We start from the raw sequence: 23,465 nt of genomic DNA on the forward strand, positions 1-23,465 counted from the left end.
TTTGCTATTGTTTTTATTGTTATTTGCAACCTGCGTTGATTTATTTGTCTGTGTTTAGTTAGTTTTTATTTATGGATGCCATTCTCGAATGGTTTATGAATGCTTATCTTAAATTCGAAAAGGTTCGGTTATATGCGCGGCTTTAGATTACGGTTTTGGGCCGGTGCTTTTTTTTTAGCATTGCTATCTGGAAGTTTACTTTTTGATGCTTATATTTTGTTGAAAGATGGGATGTTAGCGCTTGCCTACCCCTATGAGCTTGATTATGGGGAAGGGCCAATTTTGTCTCAGACTATTTTACTGGGGCAGGGGCTTAATATTTATCATGACTTTTCGCAAGCTCCCTATACGGTGGCCAACTACCCTCCTGTTTTTCATTACTTTTCTCTTGCGCTCACTCCGTTCGTTGGGTCGTTTTTACAAGCGGGACGGCTGGTGTCATTTATGAGTACCTGGGGTGCTGCGGCGGTCATCGCCTGTTGTGTATTCAGTTTGTCGAATAATCTAGATATTTCTAAAAAAACACGGCTATTTGTCGCGATGCTGAGTGGGGCTGCATTTCTAGGATTGGACTACGTATATATGTGGGCCGCGCTGATGCGGGTAGACATGCTCGCGTTGCTATTAACGCTCTGTGGATTGGCTTGGTTTATCTGGCGTTATCCAAAACAAGATGGGCTTTGGGGGGCTATCTTGTGGTTTTGTTTGGCTGCATTTACTAAGCAATCGACTTTAGCCGCACCGATGGCTGTTGCTCTTTACCTTCTGTTGAAATCGCGCCAAGACGGATTCCGTTTTAGCATCGCTATAGGAATTTTAGGCGCGAGTGGTTTGGCTCTCCTGGTATGGAACAGCGAGGGGGGAGCATGGCAAAATTTAGTGATTGCGAACAAAAATAATTTTTATTGGTCGGATGTCGCTAAGTATCTCGGGCTAATGGTTCGAGACAATTGGCTATATTTAGTCGCGAGTTTGTTGTTGTTAACATTTTGGTTATATCGAGCACTGAGAAGTCAGCTCGACCCGCGTATTTTACTGATAATCATCTACCTTGGGATTGCATTTTTAACCGCGCTTTCAATTGGTAAAGTGGGTTCTAATTTTAACTATTACATTGAGTTTCTTGCGCTTGCTTGCATTGCCTTTGGACTGGTTCTGCTGATTATCATTCGCCAATCGCAGCTGATTGCCTCTAAGGCTGGTTTAGTCGTGATGCTGATGTTCGCTGTCGCGGTCACAACTTTTCATAGTTTGAAATATCACGGTCAATTCAAAGCAAGTTATAGAAGTCTTAAAGTGGCAATGGGGGAGCGAAATATTCGAAATGAAGTGGCGCATCAACAGCAGTTAGATCGAGTCGTTGATTGGCTTCGTAGTCGCACTGGAGAGGTAATATCTGAGGACATGACCTTGCTCTCGGTTGCAGGCCAGCCCTTAAGTTTTCAACCGTTTATTATGACGCAATTAGCAGGGCAAGGCCTATGGGATCCTTCACCAGTTGTCGAATCGTTACTCGATCGTCGTTATGCGGGGGCGGTTTTATTGTTTGACCTCGATAACGTGCCAGCTTACGCCAAAGCGAGGTTTAGTTCAGACATACTCAATGCCTTGAAGAGTCGTTATCAATTACGTGAGACCTTTGCGCAATATCACCTTTACGAGCCTCTTAGTGTTTCAGTTCCGCAACATTTTATTTTTTATAGCCGCGCTACCAAACCTGCATTGGGGCCCTTGAAAAAACCGTTGTTATTAGCCGGTCTGCATGACTGGAATCAAGCTTCGCGGATGGATTATCAGGGGGATAATTGCTACGCAATGGTGTTGTCATTAACCCTAGGACATTACGACTTTCAGTTTAAAGATATACAAACCTCAGACATCCGTTTGGCATCCAGCCAATTGCGTCAACAGGGTAAAAAATTGAGTTTTGACATCCCAGTTGCTGGGGTTTACACGCTGTTACTTGAGGTAGCTGATGATGCTGCGTTTACCTTGTCACTTGAACCCAGTCATCACCTTATTTTGAACTATTTCGAAGTTGATCACTGGGAGCGAGAATTGGTCCCCTTGGATCGAGAGACCACGGGGATGCAGGTGTGGTACTTGGCTCCTTTTCAGCAAACTTTTTTTAGTGAGAAAGAGGCGCTGGAGTTTTTGCGCCTTCACTCAAGAGCTTAACAAGCTAAGCGAGGCCGGTAGTGTCCGGCCGAATGGAATACGTTTAGTTAATAAGGACAACATTTATGCAAATTGATGCTCGGCGAAGGTTATGCCTGAACGGTTTGATGTTATTCACGCTATTGGTGTTATGTCGCGCCAATGCGGACGTTTATGATCCGCGAAATATGAATGAACGAAAAATGGAAGATGAAGTGGTCTACTTTGTACTTCCCGATCGATTTTATAACGGCGACCAAGATAATGATCTCGGAGGTCTCGAGGGGACGATCTACCAACATAGCTTTAATCCGTCCGACACCGGTTATTACCATGGTGGAGATCTAAAGGGCTTACAACAAAAACTCGATTATATTCAACAGTTAGGCATTACCGCGATCTGGATGTCGCCAGTGCTTAAAAATCTGCCTTTACAGGTGGGGCCCGATGGCACAGAGTCTGCCGCTTATCATGGTTATTGGACCATTGACTTTACCCAGATCGATCCACACTTTGGGAGCAATCAAGATCTTCAGCACTTTGTTGATGAAGCGCATCGCCGAGGGATCAAAGTACTATTTGATGTTATTACCAATCACACCGCTGACATCATCAAGTTTCGAGAGTGTCATAATGCTCAAGGTCAATTCTTGACGAAGCAAACGGTTTGTCCTTATCGCTCTCTCGAAGAAAGTCAAACATCACCCTATACCCCTTTTGTGCCAGAAGCTTTTGCCAATATTAAAAAACCCACTTGGTTGAACGATATCAGTGTTTATCACAATCAAGGTGATACGACTTTTGCCGGTGAAGATGCCTTGAATGGTGATTTTGAAGGGATGGATGACCTTAATACCGAAGACCCGCGGGTCGTCAAGGGCATGGTGGAAATATTTAAGCACTGGATTGATGCTGGGATCGATGGCTTTCGTATCGATACGGTGCGCAATGTCAATATTGGCTTTTGGCGTGAGTGGGCGCCGCAAATTTTGGATTACGCGAAGCAAAAGGGAAAGCCAAACTTTTTTATGTTCGGGGAAGTTTACGATTACAGCGTCGAAAATCGCAGCGAGTACATGACCGTCGGTAATTTGCCTTCGGTATTCGATTTTAGTTTTCAAGGTGTGGTTCGTTCCGTTATTTCGAATGGTCAAGCGAACGAAGCGATGCATTATCTATTTTCTTCTGACGATTATTATATTGGTGCTAAATCGAGTGCAGGCACCCTAGTCAATTTTGTCGGTAACCATGATATGGGCCGGTTTGCTTATTTCCTGCGTAAGGACTTACCTGAAGCTTCTGAAGCCGAATTGATTAAACGTTTTAAGTTGGCCCATGCTTTCATGTTTTTCGCGCGTGGTGTTCCTGTGATTTATTACGGAGATGAACAGGGTTTTGTCGGTGACGGAGAGGATCGGGATGCGCGCGAAGATATGTTAGCCAGTCAAACCGAGTCTTTTAATGACAACGATCTGTTGGCCACAGATGCCACGACTGCAGAAGCCAATTTCGATCGACAGCATCCTTTGTACTTAAGTCTGAAAAAATACATTGATGTATTTAAGTCAGAGACCGCGTTACGCCGAGGCAAGCAGTTCGAGCGCTATTATGACGATAACGATGAAAGTGCTGGCATATATGCCTTTTCACGGGTGATCCCTGAAGAAGGCTTGGATTATTTAGTGGTCTTTAATACCGCCAATCAAGCTAAGCAAGTGAGCTTGGATGCGACGGGCCAGAGCTATCGGTTAGTCTATCAAGAGGATCCCGCAGAGCTAACGCGGCAACAAAATAATCAAGTTGAAGTAAGTTTGGCTCCACTTAGTTTTGCTATCTGGAAGTCGCAGACTGCTCTCGAAGCGGTGGATTTATCAGAGGCGGCACTCTCATTTACTGGGGTCAATAGAGGGGATGTGATTAGTGCCCGCAGTCGTATAGAGGTGACGGTTGACGGATTGAAACCAGCGGCAGTTGATTTGGCTAAAATTGAGTTTTCATATCACGAAAAAGGGAGCACAGAAGAAATTCAATTAGGAGCTGATTGGTCAGCACCTTACAGGATTTTTTGGACGCCTACTGGCATTGACGATGGGACTCAAGTCGAGTTGACCGCTACTTTGGTGAATACCCAGGGTCTGCAACTCAGTCAGTCGATTGATTTAGTGGTTGATCGACGGATCCCTGACGAAATCTCCTTGCACTACCAAAATGGCAATCGTCGCACTCAGGCATTTGCGATTAGCGACCAAGGGGCATTTCGCGGACCACTTGCGGTGGAACAGAACCAGATCCAACTACCGTGGGGCGATAATGATGCGGCACAATTTGTGGTGTTTGAGTCTTTCGATGTCAAAACCGGGCGCTATCAGTTTGACCGACCGTTTTTGGTTGAGCGCTCTCATTTAGTACAAGGAAGCCACCAACTCAAAGATGGCGGTCTTAAATCCGATATTTTTGTGAATAATCTGCAACAGTTGACTAAACAAGAGCATGCGGTTGATCAAGCCTTACCCCCGACCTTGACACATATGGTCGACCCGCTTGAACAACCTTTTTTCTTGCGAGGTTCGATGAACGGATGGGCGGCCGTTGACCAAATGCTTAAGCAAGCCGACGGCTCCTATGCAGCCACTAGACTGGTTAAAATGGGAGGCAGTGAATTCAAGTTTTCTGACGCTAATTGGACGGCGTTCAATTTGGGAGGGGCGTATGGAAAACTTGGTTTAGTGCAGAGTGATAACCCAGCAAATCTTAACGACATCTTTGTTCGTGATGAGCTCTTTGAGTTTCGTTTGTTCACCATGTCTGATGAGCAAGGGCTGGTGTATCGCTTTCATCATTTGCAGCCAGTACCTGGGCCTTTGGCGAAACCTGTGGCCTTAGAATACCTACCGAAACATTGGAAAATTAAAGGCGATTTACGTTTTGCTTATCTTGATAAAAATAAATATCAGTTGAAAGTTCGTATTGAGCAAGCGGGGACTTATGCACTAAAAATGGATGGCATAGCCGTATCAGACAATAAAAATATTAAAGTTGATCAGAAAGTCGCTGTCAGTACTGGCGAGTCGGATGACTTAACTATTGCGGTGGAACATCCAGGCAGCTACATCTTTAGTTTAGATGCTAAGGATCTCGAGCATCCTAGCTTACTGGTTTATGAAGATACTCACGGCAAGGTTGATCTCGGTCCTTATGCCAAAACCCTATATTTACGGGGTTCGATGAATGGCTGGAGCACTTCTTTACCGATGGGGTACAGCGGGGCCAAACGATATTCGTTGGTCGTATACCTCAGCAAAGGGACTTATCAGTTTAAGTTGGCTGATGAAAGTTGGGGCCCAAGCAGCAATATTGGCGGCGATGCTTCAGTCGCCATCGCTCAAGAGATTGAGCTGGATACGGCGGCAGACAGCGGTAACTTAAGTATGACGCTGGTGGATGACGGGGTGTACCAGTTTACTTTGTTTGCTGCGAATAAGAGTAAGCCTTTACTCACCTTAGAAGAACTTCATCAAGTGATTATTCACTATTACCTGCCAACAGAACAACGCTGGGAAACTGAATTCGTGGATTTAGAACCACAACAAGCAGGCTTTGAGACTTGGTATATCGAATCGCTCGGGACGACATTCGCCAGCGAGCAAGAAGCTCTCGCGGCCTTGGACGCGAGCGAAGAAAGTTAAGCCTCGATAGTTCTAATTTGCTTACCGGCGTCTTTTAAACATCGGTTAGCATACAAGAAATAAGGAAATGTTGAGAATGAATCGCGGTATAAGCAACAAGGAAATCCAACGATGAGTGTTTGTCCTTTGGTGGTCGATCTCGATGGAACGCTGTTAAAAACTGATTTGTTATTTGAATCTTTGATGGCATTTTTACGCCGCCATCCACTGCAAGTTTTACGTTTATTTTGGTGGGTAATTCGGGGGAAGGCCTATTTTAAACATCAGTTGGCTAACTGGGTTGAGTTGGATGTGACCGTGATGCCCTACCACCTAGAATTGTTAGATTATCTCAAGGAACAACAAAACTTAGGGCGCAAATTGATCCTAGCAACGGGGTCGGATTTTGGTTTAGCCACTCAGGTCTCAGAGCATTTAGGGTGTTTTGATAGCACCTTTGGCAGTAGCTTGCATCTAAATTTAGTGGGTAATAACAAACGTGTATTGCTCGATAAACTTTATGGTGCCGGGCGTTATGATTACGCCGGAAATTCCGAGAGTGATTTGTCGATATGGGGATCTGCGCGTCGTGCATTAGTGGTGAATGCGAAGCAAGGGGTGCTTAAAAAAGCTGGTGTTTTAGCCCCAATCGAGCGGGTTTTTTTGCCAGAACGAGGGGTTTGGCGTGGTGCTATTCGAGCGATGCGTTTGCATCAATGGGCAAAGAACAGTTTGGTTATGGTTCCTTTATTTTTTGCTCATCAGTTTGCCGATCCAAGTATTTGGTTGAAAGCCTTAGCGGCTTTTGTTGCCTGTGGTTTATGTGCGTCTAGCGTATATTTACTCAACGATTTACTCGATTTGACCGACGACCGCCATCATCATAGTAAACGCCGACGCCCTTTTGCCGCAGGGCAAACGCCGATCCCTTTGGGTTTGCTTATGATCCCGCTGCTGTTAATGGTTACAGCGGTTATTGTGAGCTGGCTCCCGCCGATGTTTGGCAAGGTCTTAGCGGGTTATTATCTGCTGACAATGTTATATAGCTTTTACTTGAAACGGGTGGTGCTGCTGGATGTGCTGGCACTGGCCATGCTGTACACCTTTCGGATTATCGCGGGCGGTTTTGCAGTTGGCATTGCGTTGTCTTTCTGGCTGTTGTCGTTTTCGGTCTTTTTCTTCTTAAGTTTGGCGATTGCGAAACGCTATACCGAACTCATGGTTGCGAAACGAACCCAGAAGCAGGAGTTGCGCGGAAGAGGCTATGAAACCGACGACATTACGCTGATTGCTTCCTTAGGGTCGGCGAGCGGTTATTTATCGGTGCTGGTATTAGCGCTATATATTAACAGCCCCACAATTACTGCTCTTTATACTCATCCGCAATTAATTTGGCTGGTTTGTCCGGTACTGCTGTATTGGATTAGTCGAGTATGGGTGATCGCCCACCGAGGCAACATGCATGATGATCCGATTATGTTTGCGCTCAAAGATCCAACTAGCCTGGTTTTAGGCTCGGGTATAGTTTCAATTATATTAATGGCGATTTAAATTATGAGTGAATTTCAGTCTTGGGGGCAGGTGCCATACGCTGAGCAGCATGTGTCTCCCTTTCTTTGGCGTCATCACAATCCATATCCGGAAGTTGATGCGCAGACCAATATTTTACCCTATGGCAATGGCCGTAGTTACGGTGACAGTTGTTTGAATCACACTGGAAGTCTGTTAAACATTCGACCGCTGAAACGTTTACTGTCATTTGACCGAGTGCAAGGGCGTTTAACTTGCGAAGCGGGGGTTTTGCTGAGTGAAGTTTTAGCATGTATTGTTCCTCATGGTTGGTTTTTACCGGTGACGCCCGGTACCCAATTTGTCACGGTTGGCGGGGCGATTGCGAATGATGTGCACGGCAAAAATCACCATGTTGATGGTACCTTTGGGGTACATGTTGAATGTTTTGAATTACTACGTTCTAACGGTGAACGTTTACTTTGTTCACTGCAACAAAATAGCGAATTGTTTCGTGCCACGATTGGTGGCCTAGGTCTCACTGGAGTGATTACTTGGGTGGAGTTTCGGCTTAAAGCGATCGGCTCGAATATGATTGATTCAGAGAACGTGAAATGCCGTAATCTTGATGAGTTTTTCTCTTTGGCCGAAGACTCTGATCAACAGTATGACTACACAGTGGCTTGGATAGATTGTTTGGCCAGTGGCGCATCACTTGGCCGAGGTATTTTCATGCGTGGTAATCATGCCTCGCAAGGGGTCAAGTCAGCGCCTCGTCTTTCCTTATCGGTGCCGTTGACCCCGCCAATTTCACTGATCAATAAACTCAGTCTGAAGGCCTTCAATTTTGCTTATTACCATAAGCAGATGGAGAAGGTTCACCAACAACGTACTCATTATCAACCGTTTTTCTATCCTCTGGATGCTGTGGGTGAATGGAATCGGATCTACGGACCTAAGGGATTTTACCAATATCAGTGTGTGATCCCTCTGGCTGATGCGAAAGCAGGGATGAAAGCGATCCTAACGGAAATCTCTGCTTCTGGCTCAGGCTCATTTTTGGCGGTATTAAAAATGTTTGGTGCCGTCGCCTCCCCAGGATTGCTGTCGTTCCCTCAAGAAGGAGTCACCCTAGCCTTAGACTTTCCTAATCAAGGCGATAAAACGCGTCAATTAATGCAAAAGCTCGACGATATCACCTTCAATCATGGTGGACGGGTGTATCCAGCGAAAGATGCACGCATGTCAGCGGAGCATTTCCAACATTATTATCCACAGTGGCGTCAACTGGAAGCCTTGAGGGATCCTAGACATAGCTCCAGTTTTTGGAGACGGGTAACAGAATTATGAAAATATTAGTCATTGGCGCAACCTCGGCAATTGCTCAATCGGTCATTCGTTTGTACGCTGTCGAAAAGGCCGAAATTTACTTGATTGCTCGAGATGCAGAAAAGTTATCAACGGTGTGTGCTAACGCAGAAGTATTGGGCGCATCGCGAGTGCATAGCTGTTGTGGCGATCTCAATAATTTAGCATTTCAAATCAAAGCGCTTGATGATGCTCAAGTTCAGTTACAACGTTTCGATCTGGCTCTGATTGCACATGGTACGCTCCCAAATCAACAAGACTGCAGCCAGTCGGTGAATGCAACTCTTGCCGCCATTGAAACAAACTTCACGAGTACCGCCGCGCTACTCACTGAACTTGCGAACCGCTTTGTGACTTGGCAAGCTGGCACCATTGCCGTGATTAGCTCGGTTGCTGGCGATCGGGGACGTCAATCCAATTATGTGTATGGTGCGGCGAAAGGCGCTTTGAGTATTTTTGTACAGGGCTTGCGTAATCGGCTATACCGCAACAATGTTGATGTGTTAACCATTAAGCCTGGCTTCGTTGATACGCCCATGACGGCAGACTTTAAAAAGGGGTTGTTATGGGCATCGGCAGATCAAGTTGGGCTAGGGATTAAAAAAGCGGTTACTCGGCGACGTTCCGTGGCTTACTTACCTGGATTCTGGTTCTTTATTATGAGTATTATTCGGCTCATCCCAGAAATACTATTTAAGAGGATGTCGCTTTGAGTTCTCGTTTAATCGTTCTGTATATTTTATTCGCCATCGCCGCGACTTGGGGGAATTTGACCACTCAGTGGTTGAGTGATCAGATTTATAAAGGGCCGGGGCAGTTTTATATTTCGTTGTTTACGGGAACTTTTGTTGGGTTATTGCTTAAATATTGGTTAGATAAGTCTTACATTTTTTATTTTCAAACCGAAAGTCGTGGTGATGATATACAAAAGTTCATCTTATATAGTTTTATGGGAGTTATCACCACCGTACTATTTTGGGGGACCGAATTGCTTTTTGCATTGTGTTTCGTCGATCTAGAGGGGGCCAAGTATGTGGGAGGTATCGTTGGCTTGGCGATGGGCTACCTACTAAAGTTTTACTTAGATAAACGCTATGTGTTTGTTACTGCAAATTAGTCATAGGGTACGACTTGACGACTGCTTGGGGGCCTGACAATGAGTTAGGCCTTTCTATTTTGAGTGGAATGAAAAGCCAGCTCTCTGGGCGGGTACTATTGACGGACCAATGGATTTTGAAATTTGCGTGACTGGCTTGAGTGACCGTGGGTATACGCGTTTTTAGCTGTGTTGGCTAATCGGATGAGTGGGGCGTTCATTCATTTTAGGCCGAATTCAGTGCACTTGGCTGCTATTGCAAGTACACTTTTGGCTGGATTCGAGCAGCAAATGGAGTAACTAAATGATGGATATTCAGCCGATCAATGTCGAATTAATACCAGAAAATAGCGCAAAAGCACTCTATCCTGAGCCATTTGCGTCGATGGTTAAGAGCCGGCGTAAAAGAAAGTTAGGTGACTACTTTGGATTGATGAATTTTGGTGTAAATCTGACGACTTTAGCACCTCATTCGATCTCTGCACTCAAGCATCATCATTCTAAACAGGATGAATTTATATACATTGTTTGCGGAACACCAACCTTGATTTACGGTGAAAAAGAAATTCTCATGTCTGCCGGAGACTGTATGGGTTTTAAGGCGAATACAGGCATCGCCCACCAACTCATCAATCGGACTGCGTTTGAGGTGAGTTATCTAGAAGTGGGGGATCGAACGCTGGACGATGCCGTTGCATATCCTGATGATGACCTCGCTTTGATTCATGAAAAGGATGGTTCCTGGTCGGTATTACATAAAGACGGCTCAGCCTATTAGCCCGCTCATGTGTTCATCAAAACAGTCGCTAGTTAAGTTGTCGCATTGTAAGATGCTGGCGTCTGTTTAGCTTGGCTATAGAGAAGGATTGTGCGTGGAAATTAGGTTTGGACGGCAGTCAGATATCGCTGCAATTACCGATATATTTAACTTTTATATATTGAACAGTTACGCTCGTTTTGAAGAGCGCATATTCACGCTGGAGGATCGCCAGCAATGGTTTGAGCAATTTCGGGCCGACTCAAAATATCAGCTTTATGTTGCCTGCCATGAGAATGACATTTTGGGTTTTGCTTGTTCTCAACAATACCGGGCGATTGAAGCATTTGACGATACTGTCGAGGTGACCATTTATTTACTTGAACGGGCAAAAGGGCAACGCGTGGGATCATTATTGTACCAGCGTCTTTTTAGCGAACTGGCTACTCAGAATGTTCATCGAGCGCTTTCTGGTATCGCGTTACCAAATGCAGCATCGATTGGATTGCATCAACAATTTGGATTTAGCCAAGTGGGAGTGTTTGATCAGTATGCGAAGAAAAATGGCCAGTATCTCAGCGCGATGTGGCTAGAAAAGGTGTTTTCTAATCATCCCGCTTAAGCATTCATCAGCCTGTTATGGGTGATAGCGAGCATTTAATTTTATAAAGTCAGTGGACTTTATTCATTGCAAATAAAACTGGGTGGTAACCACCCAGTTTTTTAATTCCTGCTCATCCTAGAAAGGGGCGTCGATATCAACCACATTCACCAGTTTATGGTTGACGAACTCCTTGATCCCTAAACCAATCAGTTCGCGACCATAACCGGAGTTGCGTATTCCTCCGAAGGGGAGATCTGCTTTTACCATGGTTGGATGGTTCACGAAAACCATTCCAGTAGAAATGCGGTGGGCAATTTGTTCGCCACGTTTTTCATCCGCAGTGAATACTGAGCCACCTAAACCAAATGGCGAATCGTTGGCAATATTTACCGCATCATCTTCATCTTTAGCGGGTAAAATCATTGATACTGGTCCAAAGAATTCCCAATAGTAAGCCGGATTATCGGCCGTAAGGTTGGTTAAAATAGTTGGCTGTACAAAAGCTCCCTGCTCTGGGACTTTAGGGCCGACTTCAGTTGCCGTAGCACCATAAGCCACCGCTTCTCGGATCTTCTGTTTCACTTCATCTGCGGCGGCTTGCGATGATAAAGGCGCTAATGTTGTTTCCACATCCATCGGATCGCCAGCCTTTAATGCGGCAACCCCTTGGCTATACAGGCTTAGAAATTCATCATAGACAGATTTGACAATAATCATGCGTTTCGAGGATACGCAGACTTGACCACCGTTCCAGTGACGGCCAAATACAGCCCATTTCACGGTTTTTTCGAGTTCTGCATCTTGCAGTACTACAAAAGCATCGGCGCCGCCAAGTTCAAGGGTTGATTTCTTCATTGCTTTACCTGCTTGAGCGGCCACAACTGCCCCAGCACCTTCTGAGCCCGTCAAGGCTACGCCGCGAACAAGTGGACTGCTAATGATTTTTTCAACTTGAGAGCGAGTGGCATATAGCTGTTGGAATGCGCCATTGGGTAAACCCGCTTCAGACATCAATTTAGCAAATGCAGCTGCGGCTTGAGGAACATTAGAAGCATGTTTGAGTAGTAAAGTATTGCCAGCAGATAGTTGTGGCGCCAAAATGCGGGCAATTTGATAGAAAGGAAAATTCCAGGGTTCGATCGCTAGCAGTACGCCGAGTGGTTCATGGTGTAAGGTTGCTTTACCTTCACTGGAGTCTGCTACTGGCAATGTTTCTGGGGCGAGCAGTGTTTCTGAGTGTTTAACATAGTATTCCATGATCTGAGCGGATAGCTCGACTTCGGCTTCAGCTTCAAGCAACAGTTTGCCCATTTCCAAGGTTAGGATCTTGGCATATTTAGTTTTGTTCTCTCTTAGTATATCGGCCGCGCGTTGTAAAATTTCTGCGCGCTGAGCAAACGATGTTTCACGCCACTTTAAAAAAGCTTGGTTGGCATTGTTTAGCGCCAGCTCGACTTCGTCGTCGGTCGCGTCAGCAAATGTTTTGATTAGGTCGCCAGTATAAGGATTCACGCTTGCGTAACTCATAAATAAAACCTCTAGAAAAATAGACTTTGGTGGTGAAGAGATGGCTGTCGGGTCATCGTGTATGGATAGACTGACGCAGCCGCTTAGCATTGCTTGAATGAAGCCGATTTGGCAGAAAAACAACAACTCAAATGGCTTAGGAATAAGATAAATTCTTTTCTTTAAACAAAACCTTAAGCGATTTCGATGAGGTAATTATGATGATAAAGAGTGGATAGAAGAAATTGTTTCAAACTATCTTATTGATAGTTTTTCCTGATGAGTCAACGTTGATACCACATTTTTGACCCCGACCTCATTTAAGCTGGGGCCTTCCGGTAGGGTTTGTGGTTGGTCTCTGGGTAACCGCTGGATTTATTTCAGCGGCGACACCTAGCGTTTTCAACTTTGCTTAAATACAGCGCTAGTGAAAAATGCAGCCATAAGTCATCAAGCCTAGGTGTAATCCTTGCTTGGATCGGTCAATATGAATTGCTTACAAATTGAATAGGAAATCAGCGTGTATCAACTTTACTACTATCCAAATAACGCAAGCTTAGCCCCGCATTTTTTGTTGTTTCATATGCAGCTCAAGTATCAATTATTGCTGGTTGACCGGAAATCCAATTTTCAAAAATCGCCAGAGTATCTAAAGCTAAATCCAGTGGGGCGAATACCGACACTGATTGATGAGGGGGGGGCAATTTTTGAAAGCACTGCCATTTGCATACATTTGTGCGAACAGCATCCCGAGCACCAGCTTATTCCTGACTTGGGGAGCAGGCTGCGCCCCTTGTTTTTTCAGTGGTTAGCTTATTTAAATAATACCCTTCAAGCGGAATTGATGGTTCGTTACTATCCGCACCGACACACCGACGATGCATGCGCCATTCCGAATATTGTAGCGGCACAAGATGAGCGGATCGCGGAAGCGTTAGCAGTGATTAATGCTCAGTTAGTGGGTAAACAATACTTGTTGGGTGAGCAGATCAGTGCATGTGATTTCTTCTTGTTTATGTTGGCCGAATGGTCATTACCGAGTAAGACCTCGCCTTTAGATTTTGAAGATTTGGCTGCCTATTTAAAACGTCTGTCGGCGCATCCAACAATTCGAGCGGTTTGCCAGTTAGAAGGGATTGATTTGACTCCTTTTGAATAACGGTGGGCTCAAGATGAGCCGTGATTGAATTCTCCTCGGCACGACCTTGGTAGGCCTTGCCGAGCGCAATCATCGTCTCTCCAAAGGCTTTATGCCTAACTATAATCACAATCCCAAAATCGACAAGCAAGCTCTGGCTTGATCTGATGCTGCGGTTTTGGCTGTCAGTAGACACTCTCGAAGTCTGTGTAAGATCAACATCTCTTGTTGAACTTTTGTTTTTACGGAAGCTGCTCGGGTATTTCGTCTATTACTGGCCTCAAAAGCTGCCAAGGTGTCCTTAAGCTCATTTTGTTACCACGAACAAATGGTTTTATATGTTGCGCAGGGTTCAGTTCTACATGATGCTCCATTGCTGAAAACACTCTGCCCTGCTAATGATAAAATTATCGAGGAAATTATCGAGACAGCCATCTTAAGATACGATTGCATGAGTGACTGCCCCTGCTCATTTCTGTCAAGAGGAAATTATCGAGACAGCCATCTTAAGATGCTATTGCATGAGTGACTGCCCCAGCTCATTTCTGTCAAAAAAACGCTTCAAAGGTGGTCAAATTATATTGTTGTTCGGTAGTTGCGGGCTAATCTTGGCTGATTTCATATTTGTGAAAGGTATCTTCAATGCTGAGGTCAAATCCAGAGAGCGCGCCATACTTAACCGTGCTTGAAGTCAACAAACGCATTTTATGCACTCCTAAATGTTGCAATATTTGCGAGCCGATGCCTATTTCACTGCTTGCATATGGACTGTTGTTGCTACCTTGATTCAGCTGATTCAAAATAGCTTGGGCACTGAGTTGTCGACCAATGAGTACCAATATGCCACCAGTGAGACTGCTTTGGATTTGCTCCAAGGCGTCTTGAATATTCCACTTCTTGCTATCGATCTTAAATAGATCGAGTGGATAATTAAGCGCATGCACTCGCACCAGCGGGGCGCAGGCTTGGTCACTTTGAAAGTGCTCGCTTACTAGCGCGTAATGTAACTGTTGATCGATGGTATCTTGATAGGTCATGAGTTTGAATCTGCCATGTTGAGTATTCAGATGTTGCTCTAAAATACACTTCACGACTGTTTCGGTTTTTAATCGAAATTTGATTAAGTCAGCAATGGTTCCCAACTTGATATCATGTTTTGCTGCGAATTCTTCTAGCTGCGGCCGGCGGGCCATACTGCCATCCGGATTCAGAACTTCGATAATGGCACAAGATGGTTCAAGACCTGCAAGTTTTGCCAAATCACATCCCGCTTCAGTATGGCCCGCACGGATTAATACGCCACCAGGTTTGGCGACGATAGGAAAAACGTGTCCAGGAGAGACGATGTCTGAAGGCTGCGCAGCGTCACGGCTGGCCATCTTAATGGTATGAGCTCTATCTTGAGCGGAGATCCCTGTGCTAATTCCAGTGGCGGCTTCAATGGAAACGGTAAAATTGGTGCCATATTGTTCGGTATTATTTTTTACCATAATGGGCAGTTTAAGCTGCTGGGCGCGTTGTTCGGTAATAGTTAAACATAGTAGTCCGCGACCTTCAGTCACCATGAAATTAATCATCTCTGCAGTGATGTTCTCGGCAGCAACTAATATGTCACCCTCATTTTCTCTATCTTCATCGTCCATCAGGATGACCATCTTCCCGAGTCGAATATCTTCAATGATGTCTTCAATGCTACTTAAAGTCATATTTCGTGCCCACTTGAATTTAAAATTACCGGTGAATATATATGCTATCGTTGCAGTTTAGCACTTTCAGGTGCGATTTTCATGAGTTCATTTGTGCATGTTTCGTTATCTGGATACAACTTTATTACGATATGTAAATCCTTTTAAATCAGTTAATTAGTATTATTCAGGCTTGGTTTCATCCTTTCCAACAGGCTGGCGTATGGATCGTTATCAGTATTGTTTTTGGACCGTTTGATGTGCGGTTTACGAGCAATTTATATTCAATGACTGTGATGCTGCTCAGGTTTTGTACATCTCGATGTGGACAGATTTTGGATCATTCACTAAGCTGATTTTGAATAAATAACGTTACGTGAATATATATTCAAGGGGTGATTATAATGATAAATAAAATACTAACTATCAGCGCATTAGCGTTAGCGACTACCTTCTCTAGCTTGTCTATGGCTGATAACGGTTTAATAGCAATTATTACGCCGTCCCACGATAACCCTTTCTTTAAGGCGGAAGCGATGGGGGCAAAAGCGAAAGCAGAAGAGCTGGGCTACACAACCTTGGTAGCGTCTCACGATGATGATGCCAACAAGCAAGACCAGCTCATTTCAACTGCAATCGCGAGAAATGCCAAGGCCATTATCCTCGACAATGCGGGTTCTGATGTGACTATCGGGGCTCTCGAAAAAGCTAAAAAAGCCGGGGTTCCAGCCTTCTTGATTGACCGTGAAATTAATAAAACAGGTATTGCGGTTTCTCAAATCGTATCCAACAACTATCAAGGTGCTCAGCTTGGCGCAGAGAAGTTTGTGGAATTGATGGGAGGAGAGGGGAATTTCGTTGAACTCTTAGGTCGTGAATCTGATACCAACGCCCATGTTCGCTCTCAGGGTTACCATGATGTAATCGACGATTACACCGACATGAAAATGGTGGCTCAACAAACTGCAAACTGGAGCCAGCCAGAAGCGTTTAATCGCATGGAGTCTATTTTACAAGCCAACCCAAATATTAAAGGTGTGATTTCGGGGAACGATACCATGGCTCTTGGTGCCGAAGCTGCGCTTAAAGCGGCTGGCCGGAGCGATGTGATTGTGGTGGGTTTTGACGGCAGTGATTATGTTCGAGATTCCATTATTGCGGGCGCAAATATTAAGGCAACGGTCTTACAACCAGCCTGGGACCAAGCGCAAATGGCGATGGTGCAGGCCGACAAATATATTAAAACTGGCAGCACAGGCTTAGATGAAAAACAATTAATGGATTGTTTATTGATCGATGAAAGCAATGCGAAAAACTTAGATACCTTTGCAATGAAGTAAATCCAATAGGAGCTAAGGCTTGCTTTAGCTCCTTTTTCTACTCAGCAATATCCAGTGGTATGTAAAGGATAGTTAGAACATGAGCGTGATGAATTTAAGCAAGTTTTCTTTAGTTCCATTGTTTTGTGTGGCGCTATTGGGATGTGATGTCGTTAAGTTGGACCAAAATGGCAAACCAATTATTCCGATGACTGCAAAAGAGGCTGCATCTCTTCAAAATTTAACACCAGAGGTGCTCGCAGAAAAATTTTGGGGGGACATTTTAAAAGAAGCAAAGGTCAAATCTAAACCGCTTGAACAGGGGAATAGTGGCGGCCTCAAAAGCCAGTTTGTTCGCATTAGTGGAGTGGTTGACCAGGTTGATGATAGTAAAAAAGCCGCGACAATGACGGTAGTGACCGGTGACCAACATGTGGTGTTACAGATTGGCCCGATCGTACGTGGTAACTCCATTAGAGATGCGACCAGTTTTATTAATTTTGACGACTTTAAGAACCAAGTTCAGTTTGCTCGTTTATCAAAAGAGCTGAATAAAAAAGCAATCCAAAATTTTGCTCGTCCTGATAGCTCTTGGGCAGGGAGTCCGGTCGAAGTATTAGCGGCCGTGACTTATAAAAATATGGGTGTCACACAAGTGATTCCTCTTGAAGTTATGAAGAGGTAGTCGGCATGAATTCGATGAATAAAGACATCATCATGAGAGCAGAAAATATCTCGATGGTATTTCCTGGCACCAAGGCCTTAGACCGTGTTTCGTACAATGTATACCGTGGCGCGGTGAACGTGATTATCGGTGAGAATGGTGCTGGTAAGTCCACCTTAATGAAGATACTCGCAGGGGTACAGAAGCAAACCGAAGGGCAAATGTTTATCGCAGATCAGCCGATCGCTTTCGATAGTACTCGTGGTGCGGCTGAACATGGCATTGGTATGGTTCATCAAGAGTTGAACCTTTCAGAAAATCTTACGGTTGCAGAGAATATTTTTCTTGGGCGTGAGAAACAGAAGGGTATTTCTCCCATCGATAATGCGAGTCAATGTGAGCTTGCAGCAAAACTCATGACACGTCTGAAACAAGATATTAATCCGAATGACCTGGTTGCCAACCTTAAAGTGGGTCAAAAGCAGCTGGTTGAAATAGCTAAGGCACTCTCAACTGAAGTGGACATCTTGATCCTCGATGAGCCGACTTCGGCCTTGAGTAAAAAAGAAGTCGACATTCTGTTTGAGGTGATCCGTGACCTTACCGCGCAAGGCGTTTCGATAATTTATATTTCTCACCGTTTAGAAGAGCTGATGGAAATTGGCACTTACATCACGATCTTAAGAGATGGCAAATTCCAAGCCGAAGCCGCGGTTGAAGATATCAGTGTTCCCTGGATTGTGCGTCAAATGTTAGGCAGTGATCCGGTGGTCGATTTTCTTCCGGAAGATAGAGAGTTTGGAGTCAAAGTTCTCGAAGCGGAGGGCATTACTTATATTAATGAGTCTGAAGCGAAAGTGGTCAACGATGTGACCTTTTATGTTCGAGAAGGGGAAATTGTTGGTATTTATGGCTTGATGGGGGCAGGGCGAACCGAGTTGTTTGAGTGTTTGGTTGGGAAAGCGACTTACGCTGGCCGTTTTTCTTTAAATGGAAAAATTATTCGAGCCACCACCACCACTCCCGACCGAGTCAAAATGGGCATTGGATTGGTCCCGGAAGATCGCAAACAATCGGGTATTTTCCCGGTTAGTTCGGTGGCCAGTAACTTGACAATTTCAAGCCTTTGGAAGCGTTTAAAGGGGCTCGCTATCTCTGAGCAAGAAGAAGACAAGGCGGTTGCGGAAGCGATCGATAAATTGTCGATTAAAGTTTCTTCACCGAAAGTGGAAATTCAGGCTTTAAGTGGCGGGAATCAACAAAAAGTAGTGATCGGTCGTTCATTGCTCACTGAGCCGAAAGTGCTGCTGCTGGATGAGCCCACTCGAGGTATTGATGTTGGGGCGAAAGCAGATGTGTTTGAAATGATGGTTAAACTTTCCGAGCAAGGGATAGGCGTGTTGTTTTCCACCACCGATCTGAAGGAAATCATGGCGGTTTCGGACAGGATATTGGTGATGTCTAACGGCAAGCTATCAGCAAATGTTTTGCGTAGAGAGACCACCGAAGAAGAATTAGTACTAGCAAGTGCGCAGGGATTTTAATTATGAAAGCCAAAGTAATCGAGGGCATGGCGATGCCAACATCTCAGTTTAATTCAGCAAACATCGGTTTGATGTTATTGAAGTTAAGAACTTTTATAGCATTATTCATTATCTTAGGATTTTTCTCATTTACCGTGGATGGATTCCTTGCTCCGGGTAGTTTAATCATCATGGTTAAACATATCTCGATCAATGCTTTTCTCGCCTTGGGAATTACATTTGTCATCATCACCGCAGGTATCGATCTATCGATCGGTGCAACCCTTGGGTTTTGTGGCATGGTTGCAGGCTTCATGATTTCTAAGGGGATCGTGTTACCCATGTTTGGCATTGCTATATTTCCCAGTGTGTGGGTGATTGTGCCAACTGTAATGGTCGTTGGGGGGCTGATTGGTGCATTGAATGGAGTTCTTATCACGCGTTACAACGTTGCGCCCTTTATCTGTACTTTGGGCACGATGTATGTGATTCGGGGAGCTGCCATGTTGTTGTCTGGGGGAGAGACATTTCCAGGGCTACAGGGGAACGCGTTACTGGGTAATACGGGCTTTGACCAGATTGGTGCGGGTTATTTGTTTGGTATTCCGTATGCCATCTGGATGATGTTTGTGGTTGCGGCAATTATTGCATATGTGGCTAAAAAACTGCCCTTTGGTCGACACGTATATGCGATTGGTGACAATGAGCGGGCGGCTGAGCTTTCCGGAGTGAAAGTGAAAAACGTCAAGATTTGGGTTTACACCATATCCGGTTTGTGTGCGGCGATTGCAGGTATTGTGGTGACATCTCAATTAGTTGCAAGTCATCCTGCAACCGGTACTGCCTTTGAGATGAATGCGATTGCTGCGGTGGTTCTCGGTGGAACTTCTTTAGCCGGGGGACGTGGGACGATTACAGGGACGCTTATTGGTGCCTTTGTTATTGGTATTTTGGCTGATGGCCTAGTCATGATGGGGGTGAGTGAATTCTGGCAAATGGTGATCAAAGGCATCGTCATCATTGTTGCGGTTATTATTGATCAGATGCAAAGCAAGATGCAGTACAAAGCTGCGATTACGTCTCAGAAGTCTGTTGACTAGGTTTATTGTTGGAGAAGCAAAATATCGTCTTGTTCACATTTTGATCTTTTGACGCTATTTTTTTTCTCCCTATGAATATATATTCAGTATTGAATATATTGGAGGTTTGTTATGAATCCTTATCGTTTATCAATTGATGAACTTGCTAAGAAAGCCACCGATATTCGCAAACGAATTGTGGTGCTAAATGCGGAAAGTCCCGCTGGTGGACACACTGGTGCTGACTTATCGCAAGTCGAGCTCGTCACATCTTTATATTTTCGAATTTTAAATTGCTCTCCTGATCGTCTCGATGATCCAGAGCGTGATATTTACATTCAATCGAAAGGCCATGCTGCAGGTGGCTACTACTGCTGTTTATCTGAGGCGGGTTACTTTCCAAGTGATTGGTTAGCGAGCTACCAGCACCCTGATTCCAAATTGCCGGGCCACCCGGTGAAACACAAGACGCCGGGCGTGGAACTTAACACTGGAGCGCTTGGTCATGGTTTACCAGTCGCCGTTGGGCTTGCATTAGCGGCCAAAAAGTCGGGTAGCCAGCGAAAGATTTATGTATTGACTGGGGATGGTGAATTGGCCGAAGGAAGTAATTGGGAAGCGGCTTTAGTGGCAGCCCATTATGGATTGGATAATTTAATTATTATCAATGATAAAAATAAGCTGCAGTTAGCGGGCTTTACCAAAGACATTCTGCAAACCGATCCCTTGGATAAGAAATGGCAAGCCTTTGGAATGCAGGTGAGTGAATGTGAAGGCAATAACATTGCGTCGGTCGTCTCGGCTCTGGAAAGTTTGAAGCCCGAGGGAAAACCGCATGTGGTGATCGCCAATACCATTAAAGGTGCGGGGATCTCGTTTATTGAAGGGCGTCCAGAATGGCATCACCGAGTTCCGAAAGGGGAAGAAGTCACTTTAGCGTTGGAGGAGTTGAATCATGGCTAACGCAGAGCATTTTGCAAATATTATGGTTGAACGTTTTATCGCAGCTGTGAATCGAGGGGTCGATCTTGTGCCGGTGGTTGCCGATTCAACCTCTACCGCGAAGATTGCACCGTTTATTCAGGCTTTTCCTGATCGCCTCGTCAATGTTGGGATCGCCGAGCAAGCCTTGGTGGGAACGGCGGCCGGTTTAGCGCTTGGCGGAAAGGTCGCGGCAACCTGTAATGCGGCGCCATTTCTGATCTCACGTGCGAATGAACAGGTCAAGGTGGACGTTTGTTATAACAATACTAATGTGAAGTTATTTGGTCTTAATTCGGGCGCTAGTTATGGCCCCTTGGCCAGTACTCACCATAGTATCGATGATATTTCGGTGATGCGGGGTTTTGGCAATATTGAGATTTTTGCGCCGGCATCGCCCTTACAATGTCGTCAAATTATCGATTATGCGATTGAAAAACAAGGCCCTGTTTATATCCGGATGGATGGTAAAGAACTCCCTGAGTTATTTGAGCAAGACTATCAGTTTAAACCGGGACAGATTGATGTATTAGCAACAGGCTCTGATCTGGTATTCGTGGGTATGGGCTCAGCCATGCATGAAGTTGTCGCGGCGGCCGAGCGACTTCGTGAGCAGGGAGTTTCGCCGAAAGTGCTGTGTATCTCTTCGATCCGACCGTGCGATGTTGAGCAGTTAGCCAAGCTTTTGGCAGGTATAAAACATGTGATTAGCGTGGAAGAACATAATGTCAATGGGGGCGTCGGTGCTTTGGTTGCGGAGGTGATTGCTGAATTTGGTACGGCAAGTCGTTTGAAACGGCTTGGGATCCCAGATGGTGGCTATGCCTTAGCGGCCGATCGTAAATCATTACGCGCACATCACGGGATTGATGCTAAGGGCATCGTGAGCCATGCGCTTGAGATGCTCAAGGAGAACTAATATGTCTCAGCCGTTTATCCTCGCCATTGATGAGGGGACCACCAATGCCAAAGCGATTGCCGTGAACCAAAGTGGCGAGGTATTGGCGAAGGGCAGTGTGGGCCTTGAATTGACTCACCCTCATCCGGGCTGGGCGGAGCAAGATCCAGAACAAATTTGGCGGGCAACTGTTGCAGCCATCGAGCAATGCGTGGTGGCGCTTGAGCCTGATTTGCTCGCTGGTATCGCGATCAGTAATCAACGCGAGTCGGTGTTAGTTTGGGATCGTAAAACTGGAGCGGCCTTAACACCGTTGGTGAGTTGGCAGTGCCGTCGCTCGGAAGCAATTTGTGAGCAGATCGGCCAAAAGCCGGAAGCCCAACAAGTCAAAGCCTTAACCGGATCGGTGATCGATCCGCTTTTTCCTGCATCAAAGATCCGTTGGTTGTTAAATCATATCGACAACGGAACGGAACGGGCATTTCGGGGTGAGTTATGTGCCGGAACGGTCGACAGTTGGTTGGTTTGGAAATTGAGTAACGGTAAGCAATTTGTTACCGATGCTTCTAACGCTTCGCGTTACCAATTGTTCAATATTAATCGCTTTGCATGGGATCCCTTATTGTTAGATTTGTACCAGATCCCTGTGCAATGCTTGCCAAAAGTGGTTGCCTCTAGCGGTGAGCGTGGCCTAACACAAGGTTTATCCTTTGTTGCCGATGGTGTGCCTATTTTGGCGCAAGCGGGGGATTCTCATGCGGCTCTGTATGGTCAGGGTGGGTTTAATCCCGGAGTTGTGAAGGCGACTTATGGTACTGGTAGTTCGTTGATGGTGCGCATCGAACAGGCACCTAAACACGATTTTGGCGTGTCGACTACGGTGGCTTGGGATGATGGTAAACCCAGTTTGGCGATGGAAGGCAATATTACCCATACCGGCTCGGCGATTAAGTTCATCTCCAAAATATTGGGGATCTTGGATATCGACACGCTCAGCCAGCTTGCCTGGTCGGTCGAGGATGCAAATGGTGTCTTTTTTGTGCCCGCGTTGGCGGGTTTGGGAGCGCCGCATTGGGACGTGAAGGCGCGAGGTTTAATTACTGGCTTAACCGATGCCGTCACACCCGCACATATTGCCAGAGCAGCTTTCGAATCGGTCGCATACCAAGTGGCTGATTTATTGTTTGCGATGGAAGCTTCTGCCGAAATCTCACTATATGAGCTTTCGGTTGACGGTGGACCTACCCAAAATCGTCAATTGATGCAATTTCAAGCAGATTTACTACAAAAACGGATTGTGAAACGCGATGTTGTTGAAGTTTCAGCTCTTGGCGCGGCTTTTCTTGCGGGTAAAGCTTTAGGCTGGTGGCCAGACGCCGCCAGTCTATCGAAGCTTTTACCAGCGAGTGAAGTCATCACTCCAAATCCAAATATGATCCATATTCACAATAATTATAAGTCGTGGAAGCGAGCGGTTCAGCGAACTCGTTTTCAAGCTAATGACGGAGAGGTCTAG

The 23,465-nt window shown here is 45.4% G+C and carries 18 protein-coding genes; 16 read left to right on the plus strand and 2 right to left on the minus strand.

The window, feature by feature from the left end; genetic code table 11:
- Positions 1 to 132: 132 nt before the first annotated feature.
- From ACRRSW_RS00980 to ACRRSW_RS01015, 8 genes are all read left to right on the plus strand, one after another.
- Positions 133 to 2,178: a hypothetical protein gene (locus tag ACRRSW_RS00980; RefSeq protein WP_432460655.1), complete on the plus strand. Its 2,046-nt coding sequence runs from the start codon at positions 133 to 135 to the stop codon at positions 2,176 to 2,178.
- A gap of 65 nt (positions 2,179 to 2,243) precedes the next feature.
- Complete coding sequence (locus tag ACRRSW_RS00985) at positions 2,244 to 5,843, plus strand: alpha-amylase family glycosyl hydrolase (protein ID WP_432460656.1); 3,600 nt, start codon at positions 2,244 to 2,246, stop codon at positions 5,841 to 5,843.
- Positions 5,844 to 5,954: 111 nt separating this feature from the next.
- Positions 5,955 to 7,373, plus strand: coding sequence for a UbiA family prenyltransferase (locus ACRRSW_RS00990; protein WP_432460657.1), 1,419 nt, complete (start codon positions 5,955 to 5,957; stop codon positions 7,371 to 7,373).
- 3 nt (positions 7,374 to 7,376) lie between these two features.
- Positions 7,377 to 8,681: an FAD-binding protein gene (locus tag ACRRSW_RS00995; RefSeq protein WP_432460658.1), complete on the plus strand. Its 1,305-nt coding sequence runs from the start codon at positions 7,377 to 7,379 to the stop codon at positions 8,679 to 8,681.
- Positions 8,678 to 9,412 carry an SDR family oxidoreductase gene (locus ACRRSW_RS01000; RefSeq protein ID WP_432460659.1) on the plus strand — a complete coding sequence of 245 codons (735 nt, stop codon included), beginning with the start codon at positions 8,678 to 8,680 and terminating at the stop codon, positions 9,410 to 9,412. The genes ACRRSW_RS00995 and ACRRSW_RS01000 overlap by 4 nt, the downstream gene beginning before the upstream one ends.
- Positions 9,409 to 9,816, plus strand: coding sequence for a GtrA family protein (locus ACRRSW_RS01005; RefSeq protein WP_432455056.1), 408 nt, complete (start codon positions 9,409 to 9,411; stop codon positions 9,814 to 9,816). The genes ACRRSW_RS01000 and ACRRSW_RS01005 overlap by 4 nt, the downstream gene beginning before the upstream one ends.
- 283 nt (positions 9,817 to 10,099) lie before the next feature.
- Positions 10,100 to 10,573 carry a cupin domain-containing protein gene (locus tag ACRRSW_RS01010; RefSeq protein WP_432460660.1) on the plus strand — a complete coding sequence of 158 codons (474 nt, stop codon included), beginning with the start codon at positions 10,100 to 10,102 and terminating at the stop codon, positions 10,571 to 10,573.
- A 94-nt stretch (positions 10,574 to 10,667) separates the two neighbouring features.
- On the plus strand, positions 10,668 to 11,174 hold the full coding sequence (locus tag ACRRSW_RS01015; protein WP_432455054.1) for a GNAT family N-acetyltransferase: 507 nt from the start codon (positions 10,668 to 10,670) through the stop codon (positions 11,172 to 11,174).
- Positions 11,175 to 11,291: 117 nt separating this feature from the next.
- On the opposite strand, the gene ACRRSW_RS01020 is transcribed toward ACRRSW_RS01015, so the two are convergent.
- On the minus strand, positions 11,292 to 12,683 hold the full coding sequence (locus ACRRSW_RS01020) for an NAD-dependent succinate-semialdehyde dehydrogenase (RefSeq protein WP_432460661.1): 1,392 nt from the start codon (positions 12,681 to 12,683) through the stop codon (positions 11,292 to 11,294).
- A gap of 499 nt (positions 12,684 to 13,182) precedes the next feature.
- Between ACRRSW_RS01020 and ACRRSW_RS01025 the strand changes: the two genes are divergently transcribed.
- Positions 13,183 to 13,821 (plus strand): glutathione S-transferase family protein, encoded by a 639-nt coding sequence (locus ACRRSW_RS01025; protein ID WP_432460662.1) that lies wholly within the window; start codon positions 13,183 to 13,185, stop codon positions 13,819 to 13,821.
- Between the two features lie 581 nt (positions 13,822 to 14,402).
- Here ACRRSW_RS01025 and ribB read toward each other — a convergent pair.
- Positions 14,403 to 15,506, minus strand: a complete 1,104-nt coding sequence (gene ribB / locus ACRRSW_RS01030) for a 3,4-dihydroxy-2-butanone-4-phosphate synthase (protein WP_432460663.1) — start codon at positions 15,504 to 15,506, stop codon at positions 14,403 to 14,405.
- A gap of 383 nt (positions 15,507 to 15,889) precedes the next feature.
- Here ribB and ACRRSW_RS01035 point away from each other — a divergent pair, with 383 nt between their 5' ends.
- From ACRRSW_RS01035 to ACRRSW_RS01065, 7 genes are all read left to right on the plus strand, one after another.
- Positions 15,890 to 16,825: a D-ribose ABC transporter substrate-binding protein gene (locus ACRRSW_RS01035; RefSeq protein ID WP_432455050.1), complete on the plus strand. Its 936-nt coding sequence runs from the start codon at positions 15,890 to 15,892 to the stop codon at positions 16,823 to 16,825.
- A 79-nt stretch (positions 16,826 to 16,904) separates the two neighbouring features.
- A complete protein-coding gene (locus ACRRSW_RS01040) occupies positions 16,905 to 17,489 on the plus strand; it encodes a DUF2291 family protein (protein ID WP_432455049.1) in 585 nt (194 codons plus the stop codon).
- 5 nt (positions 17,490 to 17,494) lie between these two features.
- A complete protein-coding gene (locus ACRRSW_RS01045) occupies positions 17,495 to 19,012 on the plus strand; it encodes a sugar ABC transporter ATP-binding protein (protein WP_432455048.1) in 1,518 nt (505 codons plus the stop codon).
- A 2-nt stretch (positions 19,013 to 19,014) separates the two neighbouring features.
- The gene (locus ACRRSW_RS01050) at positions 19,015 to 20,091 is read left to right on the plus strand and encodes an ABC transporter permease (protein ID WP_432455047.1); all 1,077 of its coding nucleotides are present in this window, start codon (positions 19,015 to 19,017) and stop codon (positions 20,089 to 20,091) included.
- Positions 20,092 to 20,202: 111 nt separating this feature from the next.
- Complete coding sequence (locus ACRRSW_RS01055) at positions 20,203 to 21,033, plus strand: transketolase (RefSeq protein ID WP_432455046.1); 831 nt, start codon at positions 20,203 to 20,205, stop codon at positions 21,031 to 21,033.
- On the plus strand, positions 21,026 to 21,970 hold the full coding sequence (locus ACRRSW_RS01060) for a transketolase family protein (protein ID WP_432460664.1): 945 nt from the start codon (positions 21,026 to 21,028) through the stop codon (positions 21,968 to 21,970). The genes ACRRSW_RS01055 and ACRRSW_RS01060 overlap by 8 nt, the downstream gene beginning before the upstream one ends.
- Before the next feature lies 1 nt (position 21,971).
- The gene (locus ACRRSW_RS01065; protein WP_432460665.1) at positions 21,972 to 23,465 is read left to right on the plus strand and encodes an FGGY family carbohydrate kinase; all 1,494 of its coding nucleotides are present in this window, start codon (positions 21,972 to 21,974) and stop codon (positions 23,463 to 23,465) included.

This window comes from Agarivorans sp. QJM3NY_25 (assembly GCF_050870875.2).
GTDB lineage: Bacteria > Pseudomonadota > Gammaproteobacteria > Enterobacterales > Celerinatantimonadaceae > Agarivorans.

What these genes read in the sequence shown, in the direction of transcription:
- ACRRSW_RS00980 (WP_432460655.1), top strand. Translation starts at nt 133, where the DNA reads ATGCGCGGCTTTAGATTACGGTTTTGGGCCGGTGCTTTTTTTTTAGCA.
- ACRRSW_RS00985 (WP_432460656.1), top strand. Translation starts at nt 2,244, where the DNA reads ATGCAAATTGATGCTCGGCGAAGGTTATGCCTGAACGGTTTGATGTTA.
- ACRRSW_RS00990 (WP_432460657.1), top strand. Translation starts at nt 5,955, where the DNA reads ATGAGTGTTTGTCCTTTGGTGGTCGATCTCGATGGAACGCTGTTAAAA.
- ACRRSW_RS00995 (WP_432460658.1), top strand. Translation starts at nt 7,377, where the DNA reads ATGAGTGAATTTCAGTCTTGGGGGCAGGTGCCATACGCTGAGCAGCAT.
- ACRRSW_RS01000 (WP_432460659.1), top strand. Translation starts at nt 8,678, where the DNA reads ATGAAAATATTAGTCATTGGCGCAACCTCGGCAATTGCTCAATCGGTC.
- ACRRSW_RS01010 (WP_432460660.1), top strand. Translation starts at nt 10,100, where the DNA reads ATGATGGATATTCAGCCGATCAATGTCGAATTAATACCAGAAAATAGC.
- ACRRSW_RS01020 (WP_432460661.1), bottom strand. Translation starts at nt 12,683, where the DNA reads ATGAGTTACGCAAGCGTGAATCCTTATACTGGCGACCTAATCAAAACA.
- ribB (WP_432460663.1), bottom strand. Translation starts at nt 15,506, where the DNA reads ATGACTTTAAGTAGCATTGAAGACATCATTGAAGATATTCGACTCGGG.
- ACRRSW_RS01035 (WP_432455050.1), top strand. Translation starts at nt 15,890, where the DNA reads ATGATAAATAAAATACTAACTATCAGCGCATTAGCGTTAGCGACTACC.
- ACRRSW_RS01040 (WP_432455049.1), top strand. Translation starts at nt 16,905, where the DNA reads ATGAGCGTGATGAATTTAAGCAAGTTTTCTTTAGTTCCATTGTTTTGT.
- ACRRSW_RS01045 (WP_432455048.1), top strand. Translation starts at nt 17,495, where the DNA reads ATGAATTCGATGAATAAAGACATCATCATGAGAGCAGAAAATATCTCG.
- ACRRSW_RS01050 (WP_432455047.1), top strand. Translation starts at nt 19,015, where the DNA reads ATGAAAGCCAAAGTAATCGAGGGCATGGCGATGCCAACATCTCAGTTT.
- ACRRSW_RS01055 (WP_432455046.1), top strand. Translation starts at nt 20,203, where the DNA reads ATGAATCCTTATCGTTTATCAATTGATGAACTTGCTAAGAAAGCCACC.
- ACRRSW_RS01060 (WP_432460664.1), top strand. Translation starts at nt 21,026, where the DNA reads ATGGCTAACGCAGAGCATTTTGCAAATATTATGGTTGAACGTTTTATC.
- ACRRSW_RS01065 (WP_432460665.1), top strand. Translation starts at nt 21,972, where the DNA reads ATGTCTCAGCCGTTTATCCTCGCCATTGATGAGGGGACCACCAATGCC.